Origin of the sequence: Labrenzia sp. THAF82 (assembly GCF_009363435.1) — a bacterium.
In the GTDB taxonomy this organism is placed as follows: Bacteria; Pseudomonadota; Alphaproteobacteria; order Rhizobiales; family Stappiaceae; genus Roseibium; species Roseibium porphyridii.
Map to the genome: position 1 here is coordinate 1,032,501 of NZ_CP045354.1, position 13,242 is coordinate 1,045,742.

Consider the following 13,242-nt stretch of genomic DNA (forward strand, 5'->3'; position numbering starts at 1 on the left):
GAGCGAACGCGGACCAGGCCAGTGGCTTGTAGATAAGAACCGGAACCGTCTGGAAAGTCGGGCCTTAGTGGGTGATAGCCCCGTACGGGTAGAAGTTCTGCAAGTCCTTGAGTAGGGCGGGACACGTGAAATCCTGTCTGAACGTGGGGGGACCACCCTCCAAGCCTAAGTACTCCTTGTCGACCGATAGCGAACAAGTACCGTGAGGGAAAGGTGAAAAGCACCCCGACGAGGGGAGTGAAACAGACCCTGAAACCGGATGCCTACAAACAGTTGGAGGGCGCAAGCCTGACAGCGTACCTTTTGTATAATGGGTCAGCGACTTAATTTAACGAGCAAGCTTAAGCCGATAGGTGTAGGCGCAGCGAAAGCGAGTCTGAATAGGGCGCTTAGTTCGTTGGATTAGACCCGAAACCGAGTGATCTAGCCATGGCCAGGTTGAAGGTGCGGTAACACGCACTGGAGGACCGAACCCACGCCTGTTGAAAAAGTCGGGGATGAGCTGTGGCTAGGGGTGAAAGGCCAATCAAACTCGGAAATAGCTGGTTCTCCGCGAAATCTATTTAGGTAGAGCGTCGGATGAATACTCTCGGGGGTAGAGCACTGGATGGGCTATGGGGGCTTACCGCCTTACTGATCCTAACCAAACTCCGAATACCGAGAAGTACTATCCGGCAGACACACAGTGGGTGCTAACGTCCATTGTGGAGAGGGAAACAACCCTGACCGCCAGTTAAGGTCCCTAAGTTATGGCTAAGTGGGAAAGGATGTAGGACTCCCAAAACAACCAGGATGTTGGCTTAGAAGCAGCCATCATTTAAAGAAAGCGTAACAGCTCACTGGTCTAAATAAGGGGTCCCGCGCCGAAAATGTACCGGGGCTCAAGCCATACACCGAAACTGCGGGTGCATCTTTGATGCGCGGTAGCGGAGCGTTCTGTAAGTCTGCGAAGGGAGACCTGTGAGGGCTCCTGGAGATATCAGAAGTGCGAATGCTGACATGAGTAACGATAAAGAGTGTGAGAGACACTCTCGCCGAAAGTCCAAGGGTTCCTGCGCAACGCTAATCGGCGCAGGGTTAGCCGGCCCCTAAGGCGAGGCCGAAAGGCGTAGTCGATGGGAATGCAGTTAATATTCTGCAGCTTGGTGGTAGTGACGGATGCCGTGTGTTGTATCTCCTTATTGGATTGGGGGTGCAGCGAAGGTGTTCCAGGAAATAGCTCCACCGTATAAACCGTACCCGAAACCGACACAGGTGGACTGGTAGAGAATACCAAGGCGCTTGAGAGAACTATGCTGAAGGAACTCGGCAAAATGCTCCCGTAAGTTCGCGAGAAGGGAGACCTCAGTTCGGGCAACCGGATTGGGGTGGCACAGACCAGGGGGTGGCGACTGTTTATCAAAAACACAGGGCTCTGCGAAGCCGCAAGGCGACGTATAGGGTCTGACGCCTGCCCGGTGCTGGAAGGTTAAGAGGAGGTGTGCAAGCACCGAATTGAAGCCCCAGTAAACGGCGGCCGTAACTATAACGGTCCTAAGGTAGCGAAATTCCTTGTCGGGTAAGTTCCGACCTGCACGAATGGCGTAACGACTTCCCCGCTGTCTCCAGCATAGACTCAGTGAAATTGAATTCCCCGTGAAGATGCGGGGTTCCTGCGGTCAGACGGAAAGACCCCGTGCACCTTTACTACAGCTTCACACTGGTATTCGTCACGACATGTGTAGGATAGGTGGTAGACGTTGAAACAAGGGCGCCAGCTCTTGTGGAGTCACCCTTGAAATACCACCCTTGTCGTCATGGATATCTAACCGCGGTACAACAATATCCGGGACCGTGTGTGGCGGGTAGTTTGACTGGGGCGGTCGCCTCCCAAATGGTAACGGAGGCGCGCGAAGGTGGGCTCAGAGCGGTCGGAAATCGCTCGTTGAGTGCAATGGCATAAGCCTGCCTGACTGCGAGACTGACAAGTCGAGCAGAGACGAAAGTCGGCCATAGTGATCCGGTGGTCCCTCGTGGAAGGGCCATCGCTCAACGGATAAAAGGTACGCCGGGGATAACAGGCTGATGATGCCCAAGAGTCCATATCGACGGCATTGTTTGGCACCTCGATGTCGACTCATCACATCCTGGGGCTGGAGCAGGTCCCAAGGGTTTGGCTGTTCGCCAATTAAAGTGGTACGTGAGTTGGGTTCAGAACGTCGCGAGACAGTTCGGTCCCTATCTGCCGTGGGTGTAGGAGAATTGAGAGGATCTGTCCCTAGTACGAGAGGACCGGGATGGACGTACCTCTGGTGGACCTGTTGTGGCGCCAGCCGCATTGCAGGGTAGCTATGTACGGAAGGGATAACCGCTGAAAGCATCTAAGCGGGAAACCCACCTCAAAACCAGCTCTCCCTGAAGAGCCGTGGAAGACCACCACGTCGATAGGAAGCGTGTGGAAGTGCGGCAACGCATGAAGCTTAGCTTTACTAATAGCTCGTTCGGCTTGATCCTCTCATTAGTCAATGTTCATCTTTTAAATGCGCTACCGCCCTTCGGGCTACTTGAGCGCGTTTAAGACCAGTTTGCCCCTCAAGGGAAAAGGTTCGAACCGAAAGGTTCGTAAGCGCAAAGCGCGCCGGCCGGTCAGGCCGCCTCCCGGAGGCCAGCTGCAAAGCAGCGTGCGGCCGTGAGGGCAAACAAAAAACAAACCAAGACCAGTTCACAACAAACTGCGCTTCGCCGGCCTGGTGGCCCCAGCGGGGAGCCCCCACCCGATCCCATCCCGAACTCGGCCGTGAAACTCCCCAGCGCCAATGGTACTGCATCTTAAGGTGTGGGAGAGTAGGTCGCCGCCAGGCCTGCTAAACGCAGTTTGACAGTTTAGTGCGCTACCGCCTGTCGGCTACTTGAGCGCTAAATCTCTTCAACTTGAGCGCTCACGGCCGCACCGGGCTTCGCCCTGGCCTCCGCGAGGGCGGCCAAAAGTGGCCGACGCGCTTTGCGCTTGCCTTCGCTGCGCTTCGGAACAATCGTTCCATTCCAGCGAAATCAAATAGGGACCCTCTCCAAAAGGGAGCAGCCCACGCGACAACCGAAGATCCAAAAGATCGAGGACGCGCAAAACAAAAATAACGCGGGATGGAGCAGCCCGGTAGCTCGTCAGGCTCATAACCTGAAGGTCGCAGGTTCAAATCCTGCTCCCGCAACCAAAAAACAGCCGCCCATCTCGGGCGGCTTTTTTTTGCTTAGGGGTCGTCGATTTGAACCGGACGGGGTCCCCGGAAGGAGGGCTTTGCCCGACGCAACGGGGCAAAAAACACCAAATCCTGCTCCCGCAACCAAATTCGACAACAGCCTCATCCCGTAAGGGGTGGGGCTGTTGTCGTATTCGGTCAGTGGATACAGAGTTGGACCTCCCCGGGCCCCATCAAGGAGGACAACGTCCGACGCAGAAGGGCAAAAAACTCCCAAATCCTGCTCACAAAACCAAAAAAGCCGCCCATCTCGGGCGGCTTTTTTGCTGAACGAAACGCCCAAAATCTAAACCGGAAAACCTGACAAAGAGACCTTTGGCCGTCCAGAAACAAACTCCATGCAACGCGGACAAAGCTCCGACGCATGGTCCGCCAGATAGGCGTGCGGCAGGGCAGCAGGCAAAATAGAACTTGGTGGGGCACTGGAAATCTAAGAAGAATTCGAACGCCATAACCTTATTTGAATAGGCCGCCCATAGGGTTGGAAACCTCGTTTTCACATATCTCAAATTATAATACTGCAGTGCAGCAAATAGATTGCATAAAAAATAGTCCTGCGCATAATGGCGGCATGAATGGTGGTTTGTCCATACTGGTCATAGATGACAACAAGATCCGTGCTTCGATTATCGAAGAAGGATTGCAAGACGCAGGGCATGACAAGGTCATAGTCGTTCATCAGATGGACGGCCTTGTTCGGCAAATCGCGGACATCAATCCTGATGTGATTGTCATAGATCTCGAAAATCCAAATCGCGATCAGCTTGAACACATGTTTCAGGTGTCGCGTGCGGTTCATAGACCGATCGCAATGTTCGTAGACAGCGCTGATAGTCATTCGATTGAGGCAGCGGTTGATGCCGGTGTCTCGGCCTATGTCGTTGACGGGCTCCGGCGAGAGCGTGTCAAACCAATTCTTGATATGGCGATCAGCAGGTTTCGAGCCTTTTCAAAACTGGAAAATGATCTCGAAGAGGCACGGACGGAGCTTGCCGACCGGAAAACTGTCGATCGGGCCAAAGGCATTTTGATGAAATCGAAAGGGCTCTCAGAACAGGAGGCCTATGATCTTTTGCGCAGAACCGCCATGAACCAAAGCCGCAAAATTATCGACGTGGCACAAAGTCTGGTTATCGCCAGCGGTTTGTTGGGGGACTAGATGATGACATTAAAATTAACCGGTTGGGGAGGAGCGGACAACCAGGGGGGTGAATCGTAATGGACCCAAATCTAAGACCCGTCATTGCCGGTTTCATTCCGTTGCTCGACTGCGCTGTCCCGGTGGTTGCTTCAGAATTGGGGTTTGCCGAAGAGGAGGGGATTGCTCTTAAGCTGGTAAGGGAAACTTCCTGGGCAAACATTCGCGATCGAATTTCGGTCGGTCATTTTGACGTTGCACACATGCTTGCCCCGATGCCGATTGCGGCGACGCTCAATCTTACAAGTTTGGCAGTTCCCATGAAAGCGCCGATGCTTCTCGGTCTCGGGGGCAATGCCATTACGGTTTCAACGGATTTGTGGCAGCAAATGACCGACACCGGGGCGGACTTGAAGGGTGATCCGGTTTCAACCGGCAAGGCATTGGCATCCTTAGTCTTCTCGCGGTACTCAAACGGAAATCAACCATTGCGTTTCGGTGTTGTGCATCCCTTTTCCGGGCATGCCTATGAGCTACGCTATTGGCTGGCAGCAGCAGGCGTTGATCCTGACAAACATGTTGAGATTGCGGTCCTTGCCCCACAGGTCATGGCAGATGCGTTGCGGGCCAAACAGATCGACGGATACTGCGTTGGTGAACCTTGGAACACGGCAGCAGTTTCGGCTGGAACAGGTCGGATCGTCACCTATAAACAAGCGATCTGGCCGGATAGTCCTGAAAAAGTTTTGGGAGTCACGCAAACTTGGGCAGAGCGAAATCCTGAGACACTTTCTGCTTTGTTGCGCGCATTTTCAGCTGCCGCCGATTGGTGCGCATCACCGGAAAACGCCGGCCATTTGGCCGGCATATTATCCCGTTCAGATCTGTTGTCCTGTCCATTGGAAATTTGCATGCCGGCCATCACAGGTCAGATGCGCTTTGGCACCGGCGAGCCCGAATTTTCGGTACCCGGTTTCCTGAGTTTCTCAGGCGGCACCAAGGCTGCGCCAATGCCTGCGCACGGGCGTTGGTTTTTTGAGCAAATGGTTCGCTGGAGACAGGCGTTGGCATCTGAAGAGGCGTCCCTTCAGGCTGAAGCTGTCTTTTCCCCGCAGATCTACCGAACCGCACTTGGACTTGACGAGAGCTGGTTGGAGCCGGCGATCAAACTCTTTGATGCTTAGCGCCATAGAAGTGCGCTGGTCAGCCAATACAGGAACTCTTTGAAAGAGACTGGAGACGACCGGTTCGGTCTCCTGCAGCATGAGAATGCAGCGACACGAATGCAGATCGTGCGCAGTGTAGACCTTGCCTTCGATCTGTCCGATCACGCTTGAAACTGGGTTGGTTAACAAGGTCTCGTTTTCGCTGCGTTGCACAAAAAAAGTTCACTTGCCTGCCGACTAAGCTGACGAAACGAGCAGACTGTTGAAACACATGACGACCGCTGTTTTATCTATCTATCTGTTCTAGAAGAATAAACCCCGTTTTCTGAAAACTGGCACGCTTCCTGCTTTCAAGACGGTGTGGCCGACGCAGGCCCAACTGATATCGCGTCCATCGTAGGGCGCACAGGCAAAGCCGCCGCTCTGATCTGCATGGTTCCTCCTCCTATACATGCAGGGTCAGTCGGCGGCTTTTCTTTTGTTTGGTCCCAATGCCAAGGCGGCGGGGCAAGAGAGGGAACAGGACGTGACAATGGCAAAAACCTTCCAGATGACTCGCCGGGTTGCTCTTGGCGCACTCATGGCTGCAACTGCCTTGGTGCCGACTTCCGGCGCATTTGCAGAAATGCTTGATGTCGAAAAGGATGAACTGACCTTCGGTTTCATCAAACTGACAGACATGGCGCCGCTCGCGGTCGCCTATGAACTAGGCTATTTTGAAGAAGAAGGCCTCTTCGTGACCCTGGAGCCTCAGGCAAACTGGAAAGTTCTGCTTGATCGGGTCATAACAGGAGAACTGGATGGCGCCCATATGTTGGCCGGCCAACCGCTTGCGGCCACGATCGGCTTTGGCACAAAGGCACACATCGTCACGCCTTTCTCCATGGATCTCAACGGCAACGGCATCACCGTTTCCAACGAGATTTGGGAAATGATGAAGCCGAACATTCCGAAGATGGATGACGGCCGCCCGCAGCATCCAATTTCAGCAAAAGCGCTGAAGCCCGTGGTCGACAAATTCATTGATGAGGGCAAGCCGTTTAACATGGGAATGGTTTTCCCTGTTTCCACGCACAATTACGAGCTGCGTTACTGGCTCGCGTCGGGCGACATTCACCCGGGCTTTTATTCGGAGTCAGATATTTCCGGTCAAATCCAGGCAGAAGCTTTGCTGTCTGTGACACCGCCCCCCCAAATGCCGGCAACATTGGAAGCTGGCACCATCTATGGCTATTGCGTGGGCGAGCCGTGGAACCAGCAAGCCGTCTTCAAAGGCATCGGCGTTCCGGTCATTACCGACTTCGAGATCTGGAAAAACAACCCTGAGAAAGTCTTTGGTCTTACCAAGGAGTTTACCGAAGAAAATCCGAATACGACGCTTGCAATCACAAAAGCCTTGATCCGCGCCGCCAAATGGCTCGATGAGAACGACAACGCCAACCGCATGGAAGCCGTCGAGATTCTGGCGAGGTCCGAATATGTTGGCGCTGATGCAGAGGTCATCGCGAACTCCATGACCGGCACTTTCGAATATGAGAAGGGCGACAAGCGCGACGTTCCCGACTTCAACGTCTTCTACCGCTATTTTGCGACCTATCCCTACTATTCGGATGCTGTCTGGTACCTCACCCAGATGCGCCGATGGGGACAGATCAGCGAGCACAAGCCTGACAGCTGGTATGATGAAGTTGCCAAGTCGGTTTATCAGCCGGAAATCTACCTGGCTGCGGCACGATTGCTGGTCGAGGAAGGCCATGTCGCTGAAGAGGACTTCCCGTGGGACACGGACGGATACCGCGTTCCGACACCGGCTGAAGATATCATTGACGGCATTCCCTACGACGGCAAGCAACCGAATGCCTATCTCGACAGTCTGCCCATCGGTCTGAAGGGCAAGCAGGTTGTCGATGGCAACGAAGTTGTCGGCGGCTAAGCCACTGTGAAACTGGAGTGGCGGACCTGCAGCCTTCGCCGCTCCTCTTTTCCAAGTTCAAGCGAAACCAAGAAATCCGAGCAAGGACCTTCATTATGGCCAATGCCGATACCGCAGGCAGCCAAGACCTTGAGCGCACCGCGCGCAAGGAACGGCTCTTCACCCGAATTAACAAAGCTGCCGGTTGGCTGGATGCGCTTGGCCTGTCATGGTCTGTGCCGCTCTTGAAAATCGCTGCCGGCGACAGTCCGAAGGAGCAGCTCGGAGAACTGAAGCGGGTCCTCCTCATTCCCGTTCTCGGGATTGCTGCATTCCTTGTGCTCTGGGGCGTTCTGGCACCACAGGTTCAAACCTCGCTTGGAGCGGTGCCCGGGCCAGCTCAGGTTTGGGCGCAAACGGTCAATCTTTGGGACGACCATGTCCGGGAGCGGGAAAAAGCAGCTGCGTTTTATGAGCGGCAAGACACGCGCAATGCCAAATATGAAGCCGAAGGAAAAACCGACAAGGTTAAATGGCGGAGCTACACGGGCAAGCCGACTTACATCGACCAGATCGGGACATCGCTTAAAACCGTCGGCCTCGGTTTTCTGATTGCCACCATCATTGCGGTGCCTCTTGGCATTGCATCCGGTCTTTCAAGAACCTTCAACGGTGCGATCAATCCACTCATACAGATCTTCAAACCTGTCTCGCCGCTCGCCTGGCTGCCGATCGTGACCATGATCGTGTCGGCGACTTACGCCAATCCTTATGACTGGTTGTCGAAATCGCTTCTGATCTCTGCCGTCACTGTCACGCTTTGTTCCATGTGGCCGACATTGATCAATACCGCTCTCGGCGTCGCCTCGGTCGACAAGGATCTGATGAATGTTGGCCGGGTCCTGCAGCTGCCGACATGGAAAACGGTGACCAAGCTGGTCCTGCCGTCGTCACTTCCATTGATCTTCACCGGTTTGCGCCTGTCTCTCGGTGTGGGCTGGATGGTGTTGATCGCGGCGGAAATGCTGGCCCAGAACCCTGGTCTGGGAAAGTTTGTTTGGGATGAATTCCAGAACGGCTCTTCCCAATCACTGGCGAAAATCATGGTCGCTGTTCTAACCATCGGGATTATCGGCTTCATGCTTGACCGCCTGATGTTTGCGCTTCAGCGCGCCTTTACGTTCTCGGCCAACAGATAAGGAGCGCAGATATGTCCTTTCTGGAAATTGCCGGTATCTCCAAGTGTTATGGCGAAGCTGCAAGCCGGACTGATGTTCTTGAAGACATCAACCTGAAGGTGGATGAGGGTGAATTCATTGCCATTGTCGGGTTTTCCGGCACCGGTAAAACGACGCTCATCTCGCTTCTGGCTGGCCTCATAGAACCTGATACAGGCGGCATTGTTTTCAAAGGCAAAGAAATAGACGGGCCGAGCCCGGACCGGGGCGTCGTGTTTCAGTCCTATTCGCTGATGCCGTGGCTGTCGGTTTCAGGAAATGTCGCGCTCGCGGTCGACAGTGTCTTCAAAAAGAAGAGCACCAAGGAACGCAAAGAGATCTGCGACAAGTATATCGAGATGGTGGGGCTGGGCCATGCCCGTGAGCGAAAGCCTGCTGAGCTTTCCGGTGGTATGCGTCAGCGTGTTGCGGTTGCTCGTGCGCTTGCCATGCAGCCGGAGTTGCTGTTGCTTGATGAGCCACTGTCAGCACTCGACGCTCTGACCCGCGCGAAACTCCAGGACGAATTCGCAGCAATTTGCGAAGAGGAGAAGAAGACGATTGTCCTCATCACCAATGATGTGGACGAAGCCATTCTTCTCGCGGACAGAATTATTCCGCTCAAACCGGGCACGCCGGCAACGCTTGGTCCTGAATTCAAGGTGCCGTTCAAGCGACCACGCGAACGGGCTGAACTCAATCACGACGATGATTTCATCAGATTGCGTGCCGAAATCACGGAATACCTGATGCAGGTGGGTGCGGAGCGTGGGGCTGATCTGGAACGCGACATCGTTCTGCCCAACATCGTTCCGATCACACAGCGGACCAAGAAGGGTGACAAGCTGCCGGTCGCCTATGAGCGTGCGGCAGAAAGCTTCAATCAGGACCGCTTCCTCGATTTCTCTCAGTTGAAGAAGGTTTATCCGACGCCTAAGGGGCCGCTGACAGTTGTCGACGGCTTTGAACTGAAGATGAAGAAGGGTGAGTTCATCACCCTGATCGGTCACTCAGGCTGTGGCAAGTCCACGGTCCTATCAATGGTCGCGGGTCTAAATCCGATCACGGAAGGAGCGATTGTCCTCGACGGTACGCATGTCACCCAGGCTGGTCCTGATCGGGCTGTTGTTTTTCAGGCTCCAAGCCTGATGCCCTGGCTCACAGCTTACGAGAATGTCGAACTGGGTGTCGACAAGGTGTATCCGGATGCGTCCAAGGCCGAAAAGCGCGACGTCATCGAATACTACCTGTCGAAAGTCGGCCTTGCCGATGCCATGCAAAAGGCGGCAGCGGATCTTTCCAACGGCATGAAACAGCGCGTCGGTATTGCACGTGCATTTGCATTGTCGCCGAAGTTGCTCCTGCTCGATGAGCCCTTTGGAATGCTCGATAGCCTCACGCGTTGGGAGCTTCAGGACGTTCTGATGGATGTCTGGAAGCGTACGCAGGTGACGGCGGTCTGCGTCACCCATGACGTTGACGAAGCCATTCTGCTCGCAGACCGCGTTGTGATGATGTCCAACGGGCCGAATGCCCGGATTGGTAACATCATGGAGGTCGATCTTCCGCGCCCTCGTTCCCGTAAAGAGCTGCTCGCACACCCGGACTATTACGCCTATCGCGAAGAGCTTCTCGATTTCCTCGAGGCCTATGAGGGCGGAGCTGATCCGAGTGAAGACCAACTGAAATCCATCCAGGAAAAACGCGCAGCCCGTCTGGCCAGACAAAGAGCCGCCATAGAGGCCGCAGAGTGAAACCGGGGAGGGAGACAATGAACAAACAGAAACTTGTCATCGTCGGGAACGGCATGGCCCCTGGGCGGATGCTTGAATATCTGCTCGAGAAAGACAAAGAGGCCTACGAGGTCACGATTTTCAACGCTGAGCCAAGGGTCAATTACAACAGGTTGATGTTGTCCCCTGTCCTCTCGGGGGAGAAAACCTATGAAGACATCATCACCCATGGTGATGATTGGTATGCTGAGCATGACATCACGCTCCACAAGTCTGCACGCGTGAGTGCCATTGACCGGGCTTCAAAAACAGTCACGTCGGAAAGTGGTGTAACTGCTGCCTACGACAAGTTGGTGATAGCGACCGGTTCGAACCCATTCATAATTCCCCTTCCGGGCAAGGACCTCGATGGCGTTCTGACCTACCGGGACCTGGATGACGTCGACAAGATGCTTGCAGCCGCTCAACGCGGTGGGCGCGCAGTGGTTATTGGTGGTGGTCTTCTGGGGTTGGAAGCAGCAGCCGGTTTGAAAATGCAGGGCATGGAGGTGACCGTTCTTCATCTTATGCCGACCCTTATGGAACGTCAGCTCGACCCGGCCGCGGGTCATCTTCTGGAAGAAGAATTCAAGCGACGGGGCATCGACGTTCGCACGAAGGCCAACAGCCACGAGATTGTCGATGATGGCGACGGCAAAGTGAAAGCCATTCGCCTGGATGACGGGACAGAGATCGACGCGAGCATCATCGTCATGGCTGTCGGCATCCGGCCTTCAACCGATCTGGCGAAAGACATCGGGCTTGAAGTCAATCGCGGCATTCTTGTCAAGGATGACATGCGGACCAGCGACACAGACATTTTCGCCCTTGGCGAATGTGTCGAACATCAAGGTGCCTGTTACGGTCTGGTTGCACCACTCTACGAAATGGCAGAGGTGATCGCCGACAATCTGCTGGACGGGGCGTCCGGCTACAGAGGTTCGGTTACTGCGACCAAACTCAAGGTAACCGGGGTCGATCTTTATTCCGCAGGTGACTTTGCAGAAGGCGAAGATCGCGAGGAGATCGTTCTTCGGGACGCGACAGCAGGTGTTTACAAACGCCTTGTCTTGAAGGACGACAAGATCATCGGGGCTGTCCTCTATGGTGAGACGTCCGATGGTCCGTGGTTCTTCGATCTGCTCAAGAAGGGAACCGATGTCTCGGAAATGCGCGAGACACTGATTTTTGGCCAGGCCTACCAGGGGAGTGCCCCACTGGACCCTATGGCGGCCGTTGCAGCCTTGCCGGATGATGCGGAAATCTGCGGCTGTAACGGCGTATGTAAAGGAAAGATTGTTACCACCATCAAGGACAAGGGCCTGACGAACCTGGATGATGTCCGGGCTCATACCAAGGCTTCTGCGTCCTGTGGAACCTGTACCGGTCTGGTTGAGCAGCTGATGCAGGTGACCTTGGGTGATGCCTACAATCCGGCGGCGGTAAAGCCCATGTGCGGCTGCACCACTCTGGGCCATGACGAGGTTCGTCGTCTCATCAAGTCGAAGGAAATTAAAACCATTCCGGCGGTCATGCAGGAACTGGAGTGGTCCACTTCCGGCGGGTGTGCCAAGTGTCGCCCGGCATTGAATTATTATCTGGTTTCGGACTGGCCCGATGAATATGCCGATGACTATCAGTCCCGGTTCATCAACGAACGAGTTCACGCCAACATTCAAAAGGACGGCACTTATTCGGTCGTTCCGCGCATGTGGGGCGGTATGACCTCGTCCAAGGAACTGAGGGCGATTGCCGATGTCGTCGACAAATTCGATATCCCAGCAGTCAAGTGCACCGGGGGTCAGCGCATCGACATGCTGGGCATCAAGAAAGAAGACCTGCCGGCGGTCTGGGAAGACCTGGGGAAGGCAGGGTTTGTTTCCGGTCAGGCGTATGCAAAAGGCCTGCGTACGGTGAAAACCTGTGTCGGATCCGACTGGTGCCGCTTCGGTACGCAGGATTCCACCGGTCTCGGCATCCAGCTTGAGAAGTTCATGTGGGGGTCCTGGACGCCTGCCAAACTGAAACTTGCGGTTTCTGGTTGCCCGCGCAACTGCGCTGAAGCGACCTGCAAGGATATTGGCGTTGTGTGTGTCGACAGCGGGTTTGAGATCCACTACGCCGGTGCCGCCGGTCTGGACATCAAGGGGACGGAAGTCCTTGGTCTTGTAAAGACCGAGGAAGAAGTCCTTGAGCATGTTGTCGCGCTCACTCAGATGTACCGGGAGCAGGGCTGGTATCTGGAGCGGATCTACAAATGGGCGAAGCGTGTCGGATATGACGAGATCCGGCAACAGATCATGGAAGACCATGATCGGCGCAGAGCTTATTTCGACCGCTTCGTCTTCTCGCAGAAATTCGCACAGGTTGATCCCTGGTCCGAACGTGTGTCCGGGAAGGACAAACACGAATTCAATCCAATGGCCGTGTTCACCAGGGAGGCTGCGGAATGACCGCGGAAACCAGAAGTTGGGTCGCAATCGGGACGTTGTCTGACATACCCCGCGAGGGCGCACGGGTCGTTAAGACGTCGGCAGGGTGCGTCGCAGTGTTCAGAACCGTCAATGATGAGGTCTATGCGCTCGATGATCGCTGCCCGCACAAAGGCGGACCACTCAGTCAGGGCATTGTCCATGGAACTTCAGTGACTTGTCCCTTGCACAATTGGGTATTTGATCTCGCAACGGGTCTCGCGCAAGGCGCCGACGATGGCAAGGTTCCGGTCACGACAGCAAAGATCGAGAACGGAACGATTTTACTTGCCGCCGATGACCTGGCGCGCAGAACCGTCGCTTGAACAA

At 54.8% G+C, this 13,242-nt stretch carries 7 protein-coding genes, 1 tRNA gene and 2 rRNA genes (1 of these 10 cut by a window edge); all 10 read left to right on the forward strand.

The genetic code is table 11. The features are described from left to right. A 23S ribosomal RNA gene (locus FIV00_RS05045) occupies nt 1-2,493 on the forward strand; it begins 231 nt to the left of the window's first position. 232 nt (nt 2,494-2,725) lie between these two features. Next, nucleotides 2,726-2,840 (forward strand): 5S ribosomal RNA (gene rrf / locus FIV00_RS05050). A gap of 274 nt (nt 2,841-3,114) precedes the next feature. Then, nucleotides 3,115-3,191 (forward strand) — tRNA-Met (locus tag FIV00_RS05055). Nucleotides 3,192-3,807: 616 nt separating this feature from the next. Then, entirely contained in the window at nt 3,808-4,395 is a 588-nt protein-coding gene (locus FIV00_RS05060; RefSeq protein ID WP_152499726.1) for an ANTAR domain-containing response regulator, read from the forward strand. Nucleotides 4,396-4,454: 59 nt separating this feature from the next. Continuing rightward, nucleotides 4,455-5,558 (forward strand): CmpA/NrtA family ABC transporter substrate-binding protein, encoded by a 1,104-nt coding sequence (locus tag FIV00_RS05065; protein WP_152499727.1) that lies wholly within the window; start codon nt 4,455-4,457, stop codon nt 5,556-5,558. Between the two features lie 514 nt (nt 5,559-6,072). Further along, nucleotides 6,073-7,473 (forward strand): CmpA/NrtA family ABC transporter substrate-binding protein, encoded by a 1,401-nt coding sequence (locus tag FIV00_RS05070; protein ID WP_152499728.1) that lies wholly within the window; start codon nt 6,073-6,075, stop codon nt 7,471-7,473. Between the two features lie 95 nt (nt 7,474-7,568). Next, nucleotides 7,569-8,651 (forward strand): ABC transporter permease, encoded by a 1,083-nt coding sequence (locus FIV00_RS05075; protein WP_152499729.1) that lies wholly within the window; start codon nt 7,569-7,571, stop codon nt 8,649-8,651. An 11-nt stretch (nt 8,652-8,662) separates the two neighbouring features. Further along, nucleotides 8,663-10,423 carry an ABC transporter ATP-binding protein gene (locus tag FIV00_RS05080; RefSeq protein ID WP_152499730.1) on the forward strand — a complete coding sequence of 587 codons (1,761 nt, stop codon included), beginning with the start codon at nt 8,663-8,665 and terminating at the stop codon, nt 10,421-10,423. 17 nt (nt 10,424-10,440) lie between these two features. After that, entirely contained in the window at nt 10,441-12,894 is a 2,454-nt protein-coding gene (gene nirB, locus FIV00_RS05085) for a nitrite reductase large subunit NirB (RefSeq protein WP_152499731.1), read from the forward strand. After that, complete coding sequence (nirD, locus tag FIV00_RS05090) at nt 12,891-13,238, forward strand: nitrite reductase small subunit NirD (RefSeq protein ID WP_152499732.1); 348 nt, start codon at nt 12,891-12,893, stop codon at nt 13,236-13,238. The genes nirB and nirD overlap by 4 nt, the downstream gene beginning before the upstream one ends. Nucleotides 13,239-13,242 lie beyond the last annotated feature (4 nt).

Excerpts from the sequence above, each read along its gene's own strand:
- FIV00_RS05060 (WP_152499726.1), top strand. The coding sequence starts at position 3,808 with ATGAATGGTGGTTTGTCCATACTGGTCATAGATGACAACAAGATCCGT.
- FIV00_RS05065 (WP_152499727.1), top strand. The coding sequence starts at position 4,455 with ATGGACCCAAATCTAAGACCCGTCATTGCCGGTTTCATTCCGTTGCTC.
- FIV00_RS05070 (WP_152499728.1), top strand. The coding sequence starts at position 6,073 with ATGGCAAAAACCTTCCAGATGACTCGCCGGGTTGCTCTTGGCGCACTC.
- FIV00_RS05075 (WP_152499729.1), top strand. The coding sequence starts at position 7,569 with ATGGCCAATGCCGATACCGCAGGCAGCCAAGACCTTGAGCGCACCGCG.
- FIV00_RS05080 (WP_152499730.1), top strand. The coding sequence starts at position 8,663 with ATGTCCTTTCTGGAAATTGCCGGTATCTCCAAGTGTTATGGCGAAGCT.
- nirB (WP_152499731.1), top strand. The coding sequence starts at position 10,441 with ATGAACAAACAGAAACTTGTCATCGTCGGGAACGGCATGGCCCCTGGG.
- nirD (WP_152499732.1), top strand. The coding sequence starts at position 12,891 with ATGACCGCGGAAACCAGAAGTTGGGTCGCAATCGGGACGTTGTCTGAC.